General features: G+C 64.0%; 17 protein-coding genes. 14 read left to right on the forward strand and 3 right to left on the reverse strand.

From position 1 onward, the window contains the following. Positions 1-11: 11 nt before the first annotated feature. Both LWF01_RS04930 and LWF01_RS04935 read right to left on the reverse strand, forming a co-directional pair. Complete coding sequence (locus tag LWF01_RS04930; RefSeq protein WP_349639931.1) at positions 12-1,004, reverse strand: TAXI family TRAP transporter solute-binding subunit; 993 nt, start codon at positions 1,002-1,004, stop codon at positions 12-14. Then, complete coding sequence (locus LWF01_RS04935) at positions 1,001-3,121, reverse strand: TRAP transporter permease (protein ID WP_349639932.1); 2,121 nt, start codon at positions 3,119-3,121, stop codon at positions 1,001-1,003. The genes LWF01_RS04930 and LWF01_RS04935 overlap by 4 nt, the downstream gene beginning before the upstream one ends. Before the next feature lie 137 nt (positions 3,122-3,258). Between LWF01_RS04935 and LWF01_RS04940 the strand changes: the two genes are divergently transcribed. The 3 genes from LWF01_RS04940 (at position 3,259) to LWF01_RS04950 (ending at position 5,918) form a co-directional block, all read left to right on the forward strand. Continuing rightward, on the forward strand, positions 3,259-4,575 hold the full coding sequence (locus tag LWF01_RS04940; protein ID WP_349639933.1) for an LCP family protein: 1,317 nt from the start codon (positions 3,259-3,261) through the stop codon (positions 4,573-4,575). 95 nt (positions 4,576-4,670) lie between these two features. Next, positions 4,671-5,423 (forward strand): 4-hydroxy-tetrahydrodipicolinate reductase, encoded by a 753-nt coding sequence (gene dapB, locus LWF01_RS04945; protein WP_349639934.1) that lies wholly within the window; start codon positions 4,671-4,673, stop codon positions 5,421-5,423. A 48-nt stretch (positions 5,424-5,471) separates the two neighbouring features. After that, positions 5,472-5,918, forward strand: a complete 447-nt coding sequence (locus LWF01_RS04950; protein WP_349639935.1) for a hypothetical protein — start codon at positions 5,472-5,474, stop codon at positions 5,916-5,918. 56 nt (positions 5,919-5,974) lie between these two features. Here the strand turns inward: LWF01_RS04950 and LWF01_RS04955 are convergent, their stop codons facing one another. Continuing rightward, entirely contained in the window at positions 5,975-7,120 is a 1,146-nt protein-coding gene (locus LWF01_RS04955) for a heparan-alpha-glucosaminide N-acetyltransferase domain-containing protein (protein ID WP_349639936.1), read from the reverse strand. 62 nt (positions 7,121-7,182) lie between these two features. Between LWF01_RS04955 and LWF01_RS04960 the strand changes: the two genes are divergently transcribed. From LWF01_RS04960 to LWF01_RS05010, 11 genes are all read left to right on the forward strand, one after another. Further along, complete coding sequence (locus tag LWF01_RS04960) at positions 7,183-7,878, forward strand: HAD-IA family hydrolase (RefSeq protein ID WP_349639937.1); 696 nt, start codon at positions 7,183-7,185, stop codon at positions 7,876-7,878. Positions 7,879-7,892: 14 nt separating this feature from the next. Further along, a complete protein-coding gene (dapA, locus tag LWF01_RS04965) occupies positions 7,893-8,798 on the forward strand; it encodes a 4-hydroxy-tetrahydrodipicolinate synthase (RefSeq protein ID WP_349640823.1) in 906 nt (301 codons plus the stop codon). A 50-nt stretch (positions 8,799-8,848) separates the two neighbouring features. Beyond that, positions 8,849-10,480, forward strand: coding sequence for a ribonuclease J (locus tag LWF01_RS04970; RefSeq protein ID WP_349640824.1), 1,632 nt, complete (start codon positions 8,849-8,851; stop codon positions 10,478-10,480). A 16-nt stretch (positions 10,481-10,496) separates the two neighbouring features. Then, positions 10,497-11,039 carry a nucleoside/nucleotide kinase family protein gene (locus LWF01_RS04975; protein WP_349639938.1) on the forward strand — a complete coding sequence of 181 codons (543 nt, stop codon included), beginning with the start codon at positions 10,497-10,499 and terminating at the stop codon, positions 11,037-11,039. 294 nt (positions 11,040-11,333) lie between these two features. After that, positions 11,334-14,069, forward strand: a complete 2,736-nt coding sequence (locus LWF01_RS04980) for an FtsK/SpoIIIE family DNA translocase (protein ID WP_349639939.1) — start codon at positions 11,334-11,336, stop codon at positions 14,067-14,069. A gap of 121 nt (positions 14,070-14,190) precedes the next feature. Beyond that, entirely contained in the window at positions 14,191-14,820 is a 630-nt protein-coding gene (gene pgsA, locus LWF01_RS04985) for a CDP-diacylglycerol--glycerol-3-phosphate 3-phosphatidyltransferase (RefSeq protein WP_349639941.1), read from the forward strand. Position 14,821: 1 nt separating this feature from the next. Beyond that, positions 14,822-15,310, forward strand: coding sequence for a CinA family protein (locus LWF01_RS04990; RefSeq protein WP_349639943.1), 489 nt, complete (start codon positions 14,822-14,824; stop codon positions 15,308-15,310). A gap of 205 nt (positions 15,311-15,515) precedes the next feature. Continuing rightward, a complete protein-coding gene (locus LWF01_RS04995) occupies positions 15,516-15,830 on the forward strand; it encodes a helix-turn-helix domain-containing protein (RefSeq protein WP_349639944.1) in 315 nt (104 codons plus the stop codon). Between the two features lie 18 nt (positions 15,831-15,848). Further along, complete coding sequence (locus LWF01_RS05000; protein ID WP_349639945.1) at positions 15,849-16,070, forward strand: DUF3046 domain-containing protein; 222 nt, start codon at positions 15,849-15,851, stop codon at positions 16,068-16,070. A 212-nt stretch (positions 16,071-16,282) separates the two neighbouring features. After that, positions 16,283-17,320 (forward strand): recombinase RecA, encoded by a 1,038-nt coding sequence (gene recA / locus LWF01_RS05005; protein WP_349639946.1) that lies wholly within the window; start codon positions 16,283-16,285, stop codon positions 17,318-17,320. An 8-nt stretch (positions 17,321-17,328) separates the two neighbouring features. Then, complete coding sequence (locus tag LWF01_RS05010) at positions 17,329-18,006, forward strand: regulatory protein RecX (protein ID WP_349639947.1); 678 nt, start codon at positions 17,329-17,331, stop codon at positions 18,004-18,006. The last annotated feature ends 37 nt before the right edge of the window (positions 18,007-18,043 follow it).

The raw sequence follows: 18,043 nt of genomic DNA on the forward strand, positions 1-18,043 counted from the left end.
ACCGGGCCAGGCTACTTCTGCAGTTCGTCCAGCGCCCGCTTGGACCCCGGATGCAGCGGAATCGGTCCCAGATCGGTGGCTGTCTTCAGGTCGATGTCTTTGGCAGCGGCGTGCACGGCGACCAGATCGTCCTTCTTATCGAAGACCAGCTTGGTCAACGCGCAAGCGGTGCCTTCATCCATGTCGTTCTTCACCAGCAGGACGTTCGGCACGGCAACTGTCGGGACGTCCTCAGGCGTCTTGTACGTGTCCGCGGGAATGGTGCTCTGCTGGTAGACCGGGTTGATCTCCTGCAGCTTCGGCAGCAGCGGCGTGATGTCGATGAACTCGATCTGGTCCCCGATCGACGTGAACAAGTCGGTCATCGCCGCGGTCGGCAGTCCGCCGGACCACACCAGCCCATCGATCGAGCCGTCCTTCATGCCGTCGACCGTCTTGGTGAGGTCAAGGCGCTGCTTCTTCACGTCGCCATTACCGAGCCCGGCAGTTTCGATCAGCCGGTTTGCGATCACCTCGGTGCCCGAGTTGGGCGAGCCGGTTGAAATCGTCTTTCCCTTGAAGTCTTCGATCGATTTGATGTTCGAGTCCTTGCGGACGACGACCTGCGTGTAGTTGGGATAGATCCGGGTCAGCGCGGAAACGTCCTGCGGGCCGTCGAACGCGCCTTTGCCTTCGATGGCATCGGCAGCGGTATCGGCCAGTGAGAAGGCGATATCGTAATCGCCGGCGACTAGTTGCTGGACATTCTGCACGGACGCGCCGGTCTCCGCGGCGGTGGCACTGATCTTGGTGTTATCCGAAATCACTTTCGCGAGACCGCCGCCGAGGATGTAGTAGACGCCGGTGGAGTTGCCGGTGGCAATCGTCATCCGGCCTTCGCCGGCCTCGCAGGCGCCCGCGCTTTCGCCCGAACTTTCAACGCTGCGCTTGCCGCCGCAGCCGCTTAAGGCCAGCAGCGCGACCAGGGCTGCGGCAGCAAATCGCTTCTTTCCAGGAATCTTCATGGCTGTACTTCTTTCCTTTTGATGTTTCGGATCACAATGAGGTGGACGACGACGGCCAGCGCGAGGCAAGCGAATCCGAGCCCGATGGACAGCGGCTGCAGGTACAGCAGGAAGAGTGCCGCCAGCAGCGCGAGCACCCGCTCAACCGGTCCGGCCTTCCGGATGATCCAGCCACCGGCAGCCGCAGCAAGGCAGCCGACAGCGACGGCGGAGACCAGGAACGTCCAGCCGACCGACGCAATGGAACCTTGCCAGACCAGGTGGCTTCCGTTCGCAGTCAGCACGAATGCCAACGGAACTAGGAAGGCGGGAAGCGCGTACTTGCATGCTTGCCACATCGTCGGGATCACCTTGCCGCCGGTTATCGCGGCGGAGGCAACGGCCGCGAGCGCGGTTGGCGGTGACACCTCGGACAGCACGGCGTAGTAGAAGATGAACATTGCAACCGCTGGTTCCGGAACGCCGAGCGCGATCAACGCAGGGCCGATGATTACCCAGCTGATGATGAATGAGGCGGTGACCGGGACCGCGAGTCCGAGGATGGTGACGGCCACAGCTGCCATGATCGCCGACAGGATCAGCACTACGGTCGGATCATCGGTCACGGCACTTGCGGCGCCGATCAACATGTCTGAGAGCACCTGGCCGAGCCCGGTTTTGGTGATCGTGGAGACGATAACCCCCGCCGCCGCGCACACCGCCGCCACCGGAAGAACGGATCGGATGCCGGCGGCAAGCGCACCGAACACGATGTCCCAGAGGTCCTTCGCGATCGCCGCGACATTTCCCCTGTGCTTGACAATTGCCTCGATCACGGCGAAACCGAGCCCGACCAGGGTCGCATAGACGACAGCCTTGAAGGGCGCGATCCCGACGGCAAGGAAAACAACGATGATTCCAAGCGACAGGAAGTGGTAGCCACCTCGCTTCAGGATCTTCCAGGCCTTCTTATCCGCGAGCGGAACCTCTTCGACGTCGATCTTTCGCGAATCGATCTCGATGGCGAGGAAAATTCCGAGGTAATAGAGCAGGGTCGGAACTATTGCCCACAGCAGCACCGCGCCGTAGGAGACATTGAGCAATTCGGCGATGATGAACGCCGCAGCGCCAAGGGTCGGTGGTGAGAGGATTGCGCCGATGCCGGAGGCGGCCAGCATGCCTCCGGCGTTCTCCTTCGGGTAGCCCGCCTTGCGCAGCACCGGCCAGGTCACCGCGCCAAGGCTGACCGCGGTCGCGGTTCCCGAGCCGGACACGGTGCCGAGCAGGAAGCCTGACAGCGCTACGGTCCGTCCGGGCGCGGCCTTGGACTTCTTGAAGATGGAGAAGCTCAGATCGATGAAGAACTGCCCGGCACCTGTCCGATCGAGCACCGCACCGTAAATGGTGAAAAGCACGATGTAGCTGGCGCAGACGTCGAGCGGCACGCCGTAGAACCCGCTGGCGTCGTTGTACAGAGCGTTGACGATCTGGGAGAAGTACAGGCCGGCGTGACTGCCTGGCCAGCTGACAGGCAGGTAGCCGCCGTAGTAGGCGTACAGGAAGAACACGACGCACACTGCCGGCAGGATCCACCCGGTCGTCCGGCGAGTCGCCTCAAGGATCAGCAGCAGCAACACGCCGCCCATCACGATGTCCACCTGGCTCAGCGAGCCTTGCCGGTTCAGGAACTCGTCGAATCCGCCCCCGGACCCGAGAATCGTGAATGGAAGCACTGGATACAGGCTGGTCAGCACGGCCAGGACGGCCAGGCCCCAGTCGACGACGCCGGGGTCGTCATGGCGGTCAATGAGCTCGGTGCCCTTTTTACGGACGAAACCGGGCCGGTAACAGACGAAGATCAGCGGCAGGATGCAGGCAAGGAAGAGCATCAGGTAGAACTGGTTGCCGCTTTGCAGCGGGAAGAACACCTGTCGCAGCACGAAGAGCGACACCACGAAGCAAACGATCGAAATCGCGCGTTCCAGCTTCGGCGACAGCTGCCGGGAGGGTAGTTCCTCATCGAACTGCGCTATCAGCTCATCGACGCTCGCCTGGTTCGGAGCAGCCCCCGGCGTGGGTGGGGAAGGGTTGCGGGCGGTGCTGGAATTCATTTCAGCTGTATCGACTTCCTCGTTCATGAGACAACGGTGCTCTGCGGTACGAATATGATCATAGTCACATCCGATTCGCCGGCCGTAGCAGGATCACCGGCCTTTCGCCATCGGCCGGGCCGGACATTCAGAAAACTCTCATATCGGGATGTCACCATCGCCAAATGTCCAAATCCACCAAGAGGCCGGCCCGGGGGCAGGCAGGCTACGTTGTGCCGATCGATGATGTGCCGCGCCATGCCAGTTCACTTCCGCGCACCCGTGCAAGGTTCGCCGTCGCCATTGCGGCGATGTCCCTGGTTGTCATGCTCGCCGGGACCGGCCTGTTCGCCTTCACCAAGCTGTCCGGAAACATCAACACCGAGGACATATCCTCGATGGTCGGCAATGACCGGCCGACGGATGACGACACCGCCGACGACCCATACGTCAACGGTGACCTGAACATTCTGGTGATGGGATCCGACTCGCGCGAGGGCACCGCGAGCTACGGCGCAGTGGAGGGCGCCCGCAGCGACACCACGGCGATAGTTCATGTTTCAGCCGACCGGAAGGACGTCGAGGTCGTCTCGATTCCGCGCGATTCCATGGTGGCGATTCCGTCCTGCAAAACCGAAGATGGCGGCACAACGCCGGCCGCGACGGACAAGTTCAATGCCGCGTTCTCCAAAGGCGGGCCGGCGTGCACAATGAAAACAGTTGAATCGCTGACGGACATCCGGATCGACAACTATGTCGTGGTTGACTTCAACGGCTTTCAATCGATGGTCGACGGCATTGGCGGAGTAGAGGTCTGTCTTGCCGAGAGCATCCACGATCGCAAGGCAGCAATCGACCTGTCCGCCGGCAGGCAAACCCTTGACGGCAAAGAGGCCCTCGGGGTTGTCAGGTCACGGCATTCAACGGCCGACGGGTCCGACCTCAGCCGGATCAACCGGCAGCAACAATTCCTCGCGGCCATGTTCCATGACCTGACCGCGGCGAAGACGCTCAGCAATCCGACCAAACTCTATTCGTTCCTGGACGCCGCGACCTCGTCGGTGACGACGGACCCGGAACTCGGTGATCTGAACAACATGCGGAAGTTGGGCACCTCGATGGCCGGGTTGCCGGAAGACGGTATCAAGTTCGTCACCGTGCCCAACGGCGATTCCGGCGATGGCTCGAGTGTGCTGTGGAAGCAGGAGGAGGCCGAATCGTTGTTCGATGCCATCCGCGGAAAGAAGCGGGACGATTCTTCGGCTGAGACGGACCAGGCCGAGAGCTCACCGGCTGCGAACGGCGACGCGGCGGGATCGAGCCCGGAAGCGGCTGCCACGGCCGGATCGGTGGATGCAACGCCGGGTGACGAAGCGGCCGACAAACCGGCTGACCCGCCTAGCGATAAGTCGACGGGCAAGTCGACGGACAGCGATGCGGTCGACGAGTCGAGCACCGACACCTCCGCCAAGGCCAAGGACTCGATGATCTGCGAAGGCTAGGGCGCCGCCTAGACTTAGACCTTGACGAAATCCAATGCCACCTCCCGGCTGCCCGCGGCCATCGGGGGCCGGCGAAGCGAGGAGTACAGATTAAGATGGCAGCGCTGAAAGTCGCGGTAATCGGAGCCAACGGGCGGATGGGGCAGCAGGCGGTCGCCGCCATACGGCAAGCCGACGACCTGGAGCTCGTGGCCGAGGTTTCCCGGGGCGATGATCTTACAAATGTCGTCGATGCGGGTGCGCAGATTGCCGTGGAGCTGACCGTCCCCGCCTCGACGAAGGAAAACCTGAGGTTCCTGGTCGGCCAGGGCATCCACTGCGTGGTTGGCACCACGGGTTGGGACGAACAATCGCTGGGCGCACTTCGCGAGCAGGCCGCCGCCAGGCCCGGGGTGGGCGTGTTGATCGCGCCGAACTTTTCAATTGGCGCCGTACTGGCCATGCATTTCGCGGCGCAGGCCGCTCGGTTCTTTGAATCCGCTGAGGTGATCGAGTTGCACCACCCGAACAAGGTCGACGCGCCGAGCGGGACCGCGGTGCACACCGCAGAGGGGATCGCTGCGGCCCGCAGCAAAGCCGGCCTCGGCGCCAGTCCCGATGCCACCCAGCACGGTCTCGATGGCGCGCGTGGCGCCGTCGTCGGCGACGTGCACATCCACTCGGTTCGGCTCCGCGGACTGGTCGCCCACGAGGAAATCCTTTTCGGCTCACCGGGTGAGCAACTGGTGATCCGGACCGACTCTTTTGATCGCACCTCGTTCATGCCCGGCATATTGACCGCTGTGCGCTCAGTGCAGGACCATCCGGGCGTGACCGTCGGGCTGGACAAATACCTCGACCTGCGGTGAACGGACACGACGTGGAAAAAAGACGTGCCTTCAGCCAGGCAGGCAGCTTTGACTAAGACCAAGATCGGCGTCGCGCTGCTTGTCGCCCTGCTGCTGTTCTACCTGGTCCTGACAGCGCAGCGCGGTTGGCTGCTGCTCTCTGCCGACCAGCCGCTGTCCAAGGGGCTTGGCGCGGCTCTGTTACTGCTGCCCGTGGTCGGCGTCTGGGCGCTCTGCAGGGAGCTGATGTTCGGGGCCGCGACGGAACGCCTGGCTGGTCAGCTGGCTGCCGAGGGCGGGCTACCACCGGACGAGCTGCCAAGGACACCTGGCGGCCGGATAGTCCGCGCGGCCGCGGATGCCGAGTTCGAGAAGTATCAGCAGGAGGCCGAGGCGGCACCGGACGACTGGCGATCCTGGTTCCGGCTTTCCTGCGCCTACGACGTTTCCGGTGATCGGAAACGTGCACGGTCGACGATGCGACAGGCAGTCGCGATGGAAAAGTCCGGTCGTTAGCGCGACCCGGCGGTCGTTAGCGCGACCCTCCGGCCGTTAGCGCGACCCGGCGGCGGTTAGCGCGACCCGGCGGCAACGACCTTTCGCGCCGCCGATGATCCGGCGTGTGCCAGCAGTTCCAGCGGGCCACGGGAGCCGGTCGCGGCGAAGAGGCCGCCGATCGCCAGCGCAACCAGCGCGTGGATCAGGTAGAGCGTGGTCGCGCTGACCGGCACGATGAAACCGAGCATGACCACATGAGCCGAGTAGAGCGTCAATGTCATCGACCCGGCGCCGGTGAGTGGTGATATTGCTGCCTGATGCCTGCCGAGCGCCTTGCAAAGCAGCAGGCAGATGGCCAGCACCGTACCGGCTGTCCCTATCGTGTGCGCCAGGTCCAGTGGCGTACCCGAGTGCGGGCCGGCCACCGCCAGCCACCACCAGGTGTCCGTCGGAGTCGAGCCGTAGAATCCGGTGTCCAAGGCGAGGTCGAGTCCGCCCGAGGGCTGGTCCGCCGCCAGCAGTCGGGTGTGAACAGCCGGGGTGATCAGGGCTGCGCTCGCCAGCTTCGCCAGCACGGCGACGGTTGCGGAGCAGGCGAGCAGGGCACACTGAATTCCGATCCGATCGAGGGCGAGCCTGCCGATCAGCAGGCCGGCGATCAGATAGGCCAGCCATTGCAGCACCGGGTAGTAGCCGGTGAGGAAGAGGGTGCTCAGCAGCGTTGGCAGATCAACGACGTCCGCCCAGGTGGGATTGGCTTGCTGCAGTTCGGGCGCATTTCCGCGCAGGAGCTGCGCCAGCACAGGGGAGAGGCCGGTCCACAACACCAGCCAGATGGCGAGCACCCGCTTGCGCATGCCGAGGAACAGAGTTGCCAACCCAAAGAGCAAGCCGTAGTGCACGAGAATCACCGCGGCCGTCGTCGGCACCAGGCCGAGGGTTAGACCGATGGCGACTATGATCGCCGCCCGGGTGAGCACTCCCGCACGGGCGGCGGCCAACCCGCGACCGGAGGGCGCTGCCTCCCGCCCGGTCGACAGTGCCAGTCCCACTCCGGCCAGCACGGCGAAAAGGGCGGAGGCCCGCCCGGAGAACAGCGCGGCCCAGCTCGGATTGCCCCAGCCGTCGCTGAGCGCGACCAGGTGGGTTGCCATCATGCCGAGCAGCGCGAGGCCGCGGGCGGCGTCAACGCCGTGCAGGCGCTCTGTCGACTTGGGCATGTATTCATCTTGCGGCATGAGGCGCTGTCTCGGCACTTCGCTACGTCGCATAGGCTGGTTCGGTGACAAATACCCCACTTGGCGTCCTGGAAGGGCGAACCTTCGACGCTGTCCTTTTTGACCTGGACGGAACCCTGATCAGTTCGATTCCGGCCGTCGAGCGCAGCTGGCGGAAGTGGGCGGAACTCGAAGGTGTCGATCTGGCAGACCTCGAGACGCTGCACGGCGTGCCTTCCCGGCAGATCGTGGCTTCTTTGGTGCCGCCGGAACGCGTTGAGGACTCGGTGCGGGTTATCGACGATCTGGAGCTGCAGGACACCGATGGCGTCATAGTGCTGCCAGGGGCCGCCGAGGCCCTGAAGACGCTCCTGGTGCCGGTTGCCGGCGCAGAGCGGCAGTGGGCCGCGATCGCCACATCGTGCAGTCGTGCGCTGGCCGCGGTCCGGATAAAGTCCGCCGGGATCAGCCGTCCCGACCTCGTTGTCACGTCGACCGACGTCACGAAGGGCAAGCCAGATCCGGAGCCCTACCTGCTGGCGGCCCAGCGGCTCGGCGTCAAAGCGGCGAACTGCCTTGTCGTTGAGGACGCTCCGGCCGGCGTGAGCGCTGGTCGGCTTGCCGGCGCGAGCACGCTGGCGGTGCGCACTTCGTCGTCGGCGCAGCAACTCGCCGAGGCGGATGCGGTTGTCGACGATCTCGGATCGGTTGCTTTCGTACTGGACGATGCAGGCGTCCGGGTACGGTCGGCGGTACGGTAGGGGTTATGTTTGAGATGTCTGAATCGCACACCGCGGCGATCACCGCTTTCGGCACCGTAAGCACAGCGATGGCCACCCCGTTTCGCGCGGATGGCGCCCTGGATCTGGACGGTGCAGCCAAGCTGGCGAGCTACCTCGTCGACCTGGGGAACAATTCACTCGTCGTCAGTGGAACCACCGGGGAATCGCCGACGACGTCCGACGAAGAGCAGGACGCTCTGCTGAAGGTCGTGCTGGAAGCCGTCGGCGACCGCGCCCGGGTGATCGCGGGTGTCGGAACGAACGACACCGCACACTCCGTGCAACTGGCCCGGGTCGCCGCCGAAACCGGGGCGCACGGAGTCCTCGTGGTGACCCCGTACTACTCGAAGCCACCGCAGTCCGGAATCCAGGCACACATCGAGACGGTGGCCGATGCGACCGACCTCCCGGTGATGATCTACGACATCCCGGGTCGATCGGGCGTGCCGATCAGCACTGAAACCCTGGTCCGGCTCGCCGAGCATCCGCGGATTCTTGCCGTGAAGGATGCCAAAGGCGACCTCTATGAGACCTCATGGGTGATGGCCCGATCGGACCTGGCCTACTACTCCGGCGAGGACGCGCTGAATTACGCACTGCTTACGCACGGCGCGGTGGGTGTGGTCAGCGTCGTCGGACACGTTGCCGCGAAGGCATACGCCGAGATGATCGGCGCCGTCCGGGCAGGGAATCTGCTCAGGGCCCGGGAACTGCACTACGAAGTCCTGCCCGTGGTCCGGGCCATCATGACCCGGACCCAGGGCGCAATAGCTGTTAAAGCCGCTCTCGAAGCGCAAGGCGTTCTGACGAACCGCATGGTCCGTCTGCCGCTACTACCAGCAACCGATGAAGAGATCCGGGTACTCACCGAGGATCTGAGACAGAACGGATATTTGTGACAGCTACAGTTCCGGAGCTCAAGGCTCCGCCGATCGTCAAACCCGATGCCATGCGGATCGTCGCACTCGGGGGCCTTGGCGAGGTCGGTAGGAACATGACCGTTTTCGAGCACGCAGGCAAGCTGCTGATCGTGGATTGCGGTGTGCTCTTTCCCGAGGACCAGCAGCCAGGCGTCGACCTGATCCTGCCGGACTTCGACTACATCAAGGACCGGCTCGACGATGTGCTCGCCGTTATCCTCACCCACGGCCACGAGGACCATATCGGCGCAGTTCCATACCTGCTCCGGCAGCGGGCGGATATCCCGCTGATCGGCTCGCAGCTGACCCTGGCGCTGATCGAGGCCAAGCTCAAAGAACACCGGATAAAGCCCTACACGCTGAGCGTCAAAGAGGGCCAGACCGAGCAACTTGGCCCATTCGACTGCGAATTCGTCGCGGTCAACCACTCGATTCCCGACGCGCTCGCGGTCGCCATCCGGACCAGCGCCGGCACTGTGCTGCACACCGGCGACTTCAAAATGGACCAGCTGCCGCTGGACGGGCGGATCACAGACCTTCGGGCATTCGCGCGGCTCGGCGAAGAGGGCATCGACCTGTTCATGGTTGATTCAACCAATGCCGACGTTCCCGGCTTCACCACCGCGGAGCGCGACATCGGCCCGGTGCTCGAGGCCGAGTTCGGCCGCGCCGAACGCCGGGTCATCGTGGCGTCGTTCTCCTCGCACGTGCACCGCGTCCAGCAGGTGTTCGATGCCGCCAGTGCTCACGGCCGCAAGGTTGCGCTGGTCGGCCGGTCGATGGTGCGCAACATGAAGATCGCCGCCGACCTGGGCTACCTCAACATTCCGCGGGGCGTACTGGTCGACCTCAAGGACCTGGGAAACCTGCCCGACGATCAAGTTGTGCTGATGTGCACCGGATCGCAGGGAGAGCCGATGGCGGCGCTGTCCCGGATGGCGAACCAGGACCACAAGATTGACATCGGCGATGGTGACACCGTCATCCTGGCTTCTTCGCTGATCCCCGGTAACGAGAACTCGGTGTTCCGGGTGATCAACGGCCTGATGCGGCTCGGCGCAAACGTGATTCACAAGGGGACGGCGAAGGTCCACGTCTCCGGCCATGCCTCCGCCGGCGAGTTGTTGTACTGCTACAACATCGTCAAGCCTCGTGGCGTGATGCCGGTTCACGGCGAAACCAGGCACATGCTGGCAAACGCCAAGCTCGCCGAGGCCACCGGCGTCGCGCCGGAGAACATTGTGCTTGCCGACGACGGCACCGTGATCGACATGGTCGACGGGGTCAGCAGGATTGTCGGCCAGGTTGATTGCGGACTGGTATTCGTGGATGGATCTTCCGTCGGAGCGGTCACCGAAGCCGATCTGAAGGACCGCAGAATACTTGCCGATGAGGGCTTCGTCTCGATCTTCCTCGCGGTCGATTCAACGACGGGCCAGGTTATCGCCGGCCCGGAAATCCATGCCAGGGGTGTCGCGGAAGACGACGCGGTTTTCGACGACATCAAGCCGAAGATTCGCGCAGCAGTCCTCGACGCGCATCGCGGCGGCGGAGTCGATCAGCACCAGCTGCAGCAGGTGGTCCGGCGAACGATCGGCCGCTGGGCGGCATCGAAACTTCGTCGGCGTCCGATGATCGTTCCGATTGTCGTCGAAGTCTGATCCAGCCAGGTGTGACGTGCGGTCGCATCGACCCGTCATCGTCGGGATCGACGGTCGTTCGGGTTCCGGCAAGTCGACGCTGGCCGAGCGACTTGGCGAGCAGTGGGCCGCGCCGGTCGTCCAGCTTGACCGGCTATGCCCAGGCTGGCACGGACTCGACCGCGCCGTCGACCTGGTCAGCGACTGGGTGCTGGCACCGCTGCGCCACGGCAGCGCAGCGGTGCCGGTGCGCTGGCGCGAGTGGGACTGGGCGAAGGACCGCTATGGTGGCTGGATCGAGGTGCCGGACAGCCGGCTGATCATTGTCGAAGGCTGCGGAATCGGCTCGGCCCGGTCCCGGCGTTATCTTGACGCGTTGCTCTGGGTCGAGGCGCCGGAGCCGGTTCGCCGCTCCCGCGCGCTCGAACGTGAACTCGAGCTCGCAGCCGCTCCCGACGCCGAATCCGCGGTGGACCCACTCTGGTGGTGGTCGCTGTGGGCGAGTCAGGAGACAGTCGTGATCGAACGGGAGAACACTGTGAGGTACGCCACCTCGGTGAGACGCGAGCCGCCAGGTTAGCTGCCGCGCTTAAGACCGGATCGCCCCCGCCCGGCGACACGCACCCCGGCTCGGCGCCGAAAGACGGGGGATCGGATACCGCAGCGACTAGCGTGGGTAACTATGGCGACTAGTACTTCTTCCCCCGCCAAACGAACGACGAAACGGGCAACCGGCGGATCGTCGCGGCCAAAAGGCGCGACGACATCGACTCGGCCCGCAACTCCTCGTGCGCAGGGGAAGCCTCAAACTGAACGCGCGGGCTCATCGATGCCGACGCGTGCCGTACGCGGTGCCTGGATGGGATGTGCTCAGATGATTGGAAACTCAACCCGCAGAGCGGTCGAGGAGCCCGACGAGAACACGCCGCCGACCAGGCGGGATGGAACCGCCTTCTTCCTGATCGCTCTCGCCCTGGTCATCGCGGCCTTCGAATGGTGGAACGTCGGCGGCCCGGTGGGCAACGGCATCCGGAGCGTAGTCGAAGGCACCCTTGGCCGGGTCGCGCTTGCCCTGCCGCTCCTGCTGGCCGGTTACGCCATCCGGCTTATTCTGCGCGGCGACAAAAACCGGGAGAACACCCGGATCTTCATCGGAGTCCTGGCTCTCATCGTTGCGGCCTCGGGCCTGGCGCATGTGGCGGCCGGCATTCCGACACTGGCGAATTCGCGGACCGCGATGGCCGACGGCGGGGGAGTCATCGGCTTTATCGCCTCCTCGCCGCTTGTCGCCGCCTTCACTGTTTACGTCACCGTCCCACTTCTGGTGCTGCTCGGGATTTTCTCCGTCCTGGTCATCACCGCGACCCCGGTACGAGCGATACCGCAGCGCCTGCGCGCGGGCTACGAACGGCTGACCGGTGGAGAGACCCCCGCTGGGAACGAAGCGGACGGGCAAGACGACGACTCCGACCTGGTAGCCCAGGGACGCGCTACCAACACGCTCAAGCCGGTGGGACGCAGGCGCCGGGGCGCTAAAAAGACTGACGAGGAGATCGCCGAAACCGAGGCGTTCGAGCAGGCCATCATCGCCGAGCGCGAAGCGGCGGAGGCCGGTGCGAACTCTGCAGCCGCGGCAAATGCATCAGGCCTCAAGCCGGGCCAGCGTCGTCCGACCAAACAAGAAACCGCGATCGCGAAGCTGAAGGATTCGCTCGGCATGACCGCTCCAGATGCCGGGGGAACTGATGCCGCGGCGACAGGCATCGCCGGCCCAGCCGCCGCTGGTGCCGGAGCCGCTGCCGCTTCGGTTCCGGCGAACCCGACCGAGAAGCTCGCGCCGCCGCCGACCTCGCAGCTTCCGCAACGGGTCGAGCAGCTCTCACTTGCCGGCGACGTCACCTACACGCTGCCCCCATCTGACGCGTTGACCCCGGGCACGCCGGCAAAGGAACGTTCGGCCGCCAACGACCGCGTGGTCGAGGCACTCACAGACGTGCTGGACCAGTTCGGCATCGATGCCGAAGTCAGCGGATTCTCCCGTGGGCCGACGGTGACCCGATATGAGGTCGAACTCGGGCAGGGCGTGAAGGTGGAACGCGTCACGGCGCTGAGCAAGAACATCGCCTACGCCGTGGCTTCCGCGGACGTGCGCATCCTCTCGCCGATCCCGGGCAAGAAGGCGATCGGCATCGAGATTCCGAACGCCGACCGTGAAACAGTGTCGCTCGGCGATGTGCTTCGGTCACAGGCTGCCCGGAAGACCGAGCATCCGATGGTGATGGGGGTCGGCAAGGACGTCGAAGGTGGCTACGTCGTCGCCAACCTGGCGAAGACCCCTCACCTCCTGGTCGCCGGAGCCACCGGCGCCGGTAAGTCGAGCTTCGTTAACTCGATGATCGTGTCAATCATGATGCGAGCCACGCCGGACGAGGTCCGGATGATCCTGGTCGATCCCAAGCGGGTCGAGCTGACGATTTACGAGGGCATTCCGCACCTGATCACGCCGATTATCACGAACCCGAAGAAGGCCGCAGAGGCGCTTGAGTGGGTGGTCCGCGAGATGGACACCCGGTACGACGACCTGGCCAACTTCGGCTATAAGCACATCGACGAGTTCAACAAGGCGGTGCGGTCCGGAAAGGTCCAGCCGCTGCCTGGGAGCGAGCGCGTTCTTCAGCCGTACCCTTACCTGCTCGTGGTCGTCGACGAGCTTGCCGACCTGATGATGGTCGCCCCACGCGACGTCGAGGCATCGATTCAGCGGATCACTCAGCTGGCTCGCGCCGCCGGCATCCACCTGGTCCTGGCGACCCAGCGCCCGAGCGTCGACGTCGTCACCGGGCTGATCAAGGCGAATGTGCCCTCGCGGCTGGCGTTCGCCACCTCGTCGCTCGCCGATTCCCGGGTCGTGCTCGACCAGCCCGGCGCGGAGAAGCTGATCGGCCAGGGCGATGCGCTCTTCCTGCCGATGGGGGCGTCGAAGCCGATGCGGGTCCAGGGCGCCTGGGTTACCGAGTCGGAAATCGCCGACGTCGTCAAGCATGTGAAGAGCGAGCTCAAGCCCAACTACCGCCAGGACGTCGCGGTGCAGGCGCCGAAGAAGCAGATCGAAGACGATATCGGCGATGATCTGGATCTGTTGCTGCAGGCCACGGAGCTTGTCGTGACGACCCAGTTCGGTTCCACCTCGATGCTGCAGCGCAAGCTGCGCGTCGGATTCGCGAAGGCAGGCCGTCTGATGGATCTGCTCGAATCCCGTGGTGTCGTCGGGCCATCCGAGGGTTCCAAGGCGCGGGATGTGCTGGTCAAGGTCGACGACCTTCCGGGCACGCTTGCACTGATGCGGGGTGAGGATGTCGATCACGGTTCGGCTGAATCCGGCCCGGATCAGTCGTTGGCCGGGCTGCCTGAGGCTGGTCTTCCGGCAACGGAACCGCCGGTGGCGAACCCACCGGCGGCGAACCATACCGATCCGGTTGTCGGCGCGCCCGCGGGCCAGGGCTCGGCGATGACCAGCGGCTACCAGAATATGGGGCCGGACACCGAGGCGCTCGAGGTCGTCAACGCCGAAACGGACGAGGACGCGTGGTCGCTCACCGACCGCGGCTGATCCGTGACCCGATTGACCACCTGGTCGCGGGTTTGTTGCCGAGAAGTGGGTTGTTTCCCACGAATGCGCAATTAACCCACGACTGACGCGTCACATCCCGGGACAGGCTACGCTTGATGTCGTGACTCCAGCTCAATCAGAAGTGCGTGAACCAAGCGTTTGGAACATCGCCAATCTGCTCACCGTTCTACGCATCCTGATGGTGCCGGTCTTTCTCTGGCTCCTCGTCTCGGATCTGGGCAACGACCTCGGCCTGCGGATTGCCGCGCTAGTGGTTTTCGCCGTCGCGATGCTGACCGACCGAATCGACGGAAACCTTGCCCGCAAGTACAACCTGATCACGAACTTCGGCAAGATCGCCGATCCGATTGCGGACAAGGCGCTGCTGGGTGCCAGCCTGATCGGGCTCGCGGCGATCGACATCCTGCCCTGGTGGGTGCCTGCGGTGATACTGGTCCGCGAGGTCGGCATTACTGTATTGCGATTTGTCGTGATCCGATCCGGTGTGATGCCGGCGTCACGGGGCGGCAAGCTGAAAACTGTGCTGCAGACGGCCGCAGTCGGGCTTTTCCTGCTTCCGATCGACCTGCTGTTAGGCCAGCCCGGCGGGCTCATCGTTGCGATCGTGGCCTGGCTGGTGATGATCGCGGCAATCGTGGTGACCCTGGTAACGGGTGTCGACTACGTGCTGAAGGCCCGGGTGCTGGTTCGTGAAGCCAGCGAACATAAGGAAACAGGCCAGGCAACCTGAGGTGCCGGATTCGACTCCTCAAGCGTCGGCGACCATCGCCCTGCTTCGTGAGCGTGGCCTGACCGTCGCCGTAGCTGAATCGTTGACCGGCGGGCTGCTGGCTTCCCGGTTGATCGACGTAGCCGGGGCATCGCAGGCGGTGCTCGGCGGAATCGTCGCCTACGCCACCGACGTCAAGGCACGGGTGCTCGGGGTGGATGCCGGCCTGCTGGCTCGCAACGGCGCCGTGGATCCGGAGGTCGCGCGGCAGATGGCGCAAGGTGTCCGTCTCGCTCTGGGTGCCGACATCGGGGTGTCGACTACCGGGGTAGCGGGGCCGGAGCCGCAGGACGGCCAACCTGTCGGCACCGTGTTCATCGGGCTGGCTGATTCGCTTGGAGTGCACGCCGCCGAACTGGGGCTTGAGGGGAGTCGTGCCCGGATCAGGACGGAGACCGTCGACCAGGCGATTCGGCTCCTTGCGGGGCATCTGCGTACGCCGTCGGATTAGCGAGCCTCCGATCGCCTGCCGGTGAGTAGAGGATTACGGCTGGTGTGACGAGTGTCGCTGCGAACCGCTAGGCTAGTGGGAACGAATTGATCACCCTGTGACGTTGTATCCATTGAATGCTGCACGAGCCAGTTGTCAGCAATCGAGGACCACCTGGTCGCAAGTGAACACGAAGATTGCTGGCACAGATTAAGGAGGGCACATCATGGTTTTGCTTCGTACTGAAATTGGTGACGCACTCCGCAGCAACCGGCAGCGTCAGGGCCGCACCTTGCGTGATGTCTCCAACGGCGCGCGGGTCTCACTCGGCTACCTCAGTGAGGTCGAGCGTGGGCAGAAAGAGGCGTCCTCCGAGCTGTTGTCGTCCATCTGTGATGCATTGAACATGCCGCTGTCGCTGCTGCTACGCGATGTCAGCGATCGGATCGCCGTCGGCGAGGGCGTTGCCGTTCCCGACACTGTTCCGCAGTCCCTCACCGACGGCCTGCTAGTCGACGACCTCGTGTCGCCGGCGGTTTAAGCCTCGAGCCGGTAGCGCGTGCGTCACACCGCTTTCTGGGAACTCATGAACGATGAGTTCGGTTCCTGGCGCGCTCAGGCGCTCTTTCACGACCTGGCGTTGAGCACGATGAGTTCCCGCACCGCGGAAGAGGCCCTTGGCGCCGGAGAGGATCCACGCCAGGTCTGGCTCGCCGTCTGCGAGGCCGCAGACGTGCCGGCCGAACGCCATCTCGGCATCTCGAAGCCGCCGAGTAAATAGCCCCATTTCTGCCAGGACACGCCGAGCCCATTTCGAACACGTGTTCCCACCGGCGTAGTAGAGTATGGCCATAAGCAGTTGCGTCCACAGACACCGCCGGCGGCCGGATTATCCACAGATCAGCCAGCTGGATCGGGACTGTCGGTGCCGGCAGCTAGCTTGTGCTTACACGCGGTTAACGCAACCGGCACTTAGATACTTAGGAGAACACGATGGCCGCAAAACAACCGGATCGCGGAAAAGCCCTCGAAGTTGCGCTCGGTCAGATTGACCGTCAGTACGGCAAGGGCGCGATCATGCGTCTCGGCGATGAGACCCGCGCGCCGGTCGAGGTCATTCCGACCGGGTCCATCGCGCTGGATATCGCCCTGGGTATTGGTGGTCTGCCGCGCGGACGGGTGGTAGAGATCTACGGTCCTGAGTCCAGTGGTAAAACGACCGTCGCCCTGCATGCCGTTGCCAGCGCGCAGGCGGCAGGTGGCATCGCCGGCTTCATCGATGCGGAGCACGCGCTCGACCCGGAGTACGCAAAGTCTCTTGGCGTCGACACGGATGCGCTCCTGGTCTCGCAGCCGGATACCGGCGAACAGGCGCTGGAGATCGCGGACATGCTGATTCGTTCCGGTGCTCTCGACGTGATCGTGATCGACTCCGTCGCGGCCCTTGTGCCCAAGGCAGAGATCGAAGGCGAAATGGGTGACGCGCACGTCGGTCTGCAGGCCCGTCTGATGTCGCAGGCGCTGCGTAAGATCACCGGCGCGCTTTCGCAGTCCAAGACGACAATGATCTTCATCAACCAGCTCCGCGAAAAGGTTGGCGTCTTCTTCGGCTCACCGGAAACGACCTCGGGCGGAAAGGCGCTGAAGTTCTATGCTTCGGTCCGGTTGGACGTTCGACGGATCGAGACCCTGAAGGAAGGAACCGACGCGGTCGGTAACCGTACTCGGGTGAAGGTCGTGAAGAACAAGGTTGCGCCTCCCTTCAAACAGGCCGAGTTCGACATTATCTACGGCAAGGGGATCTCCCGAGAGGGCAGCCTGATCGACATGGGCGTCGAGAACGGAATCGTGCGCAAGTCCGGTTCATGGTTCACCTATGACGGCGACCAGCTCGGCCAGGGCAAGGAAAATGTCCGCAACTTCCTGCGTGATAATCCAGACCTTGCCAATGAGATCGAGAAGCGGATCAAGGAAAAGCTCGGTCTTGGCCCGAAGGTCGACCAGCCTGCCGAGCCCGACGTCGACTTCTAGGTCGTCGAATGGCTTCGGTGCAACCGGATGAATCGAAGCCGGAGCTCCTGGAGAAGCTCCGGCACGCCATCGCCGCAAAGAGCACGGAAACCGAACTACGGGATGGTGCCGGCACGGGCGCGATCGCTGATTGCTCGGACACGGAAGGCTCGGTTGCTGATGGCTCGGACACTGATGGCTCGGTTGCGGATGTCGAGACTGAGTCGGCATCCGCAGACGATGCGGTCCGGCAGGCAAAGAGCCTGGCGCTGCGGCAACTAGGCATTCGCGATCATTCTCGTCACGAACTTGAGCAGAAGCTGATCGGAAAAGAAGTCGAACCCGGGGTGGCACGAGCAGTGCTCGACCGGCTCGAAGCCGTCTCCTTGATCGATGATGCCGAGTATGCGAAGAGCTATGTCCGCGCCAAGCGCGAAAACCGGGGCCTGGCCAGGAATGCGCTGTCCCGGGAGCTGAAGACCCGTGGACTGTCGGGTGAGCATATTGCGGCGGCTCTGGACCAAGTGTGCGATGACGACGAATTCGCCAGCGCAAGACTGCTGGTGGAGAAGAAGGCGAGATCCAGTGTGTCTCTTGACCGGGAGAAGCGAGTCCGCCGTCTGGTCAGCATGCTGGGCCGGAAGGGCTATCCGCCGGCAATGAGTTTCACGATCGTCAACGATGTCCTGGACGCGGAGCGTGAGTGAGTTACGGCTGCTGGGGTATTGCGGCGTATCCTTGACA

The organism is Saxibacter everestensis (assembly GCF_025787225.1).
GTDB lineage: Bacteria > Actinomycetota > Actinomycetes > Actinomycetales > Brevibacteriaceae > Saxibacter > Saxibacter everestensis.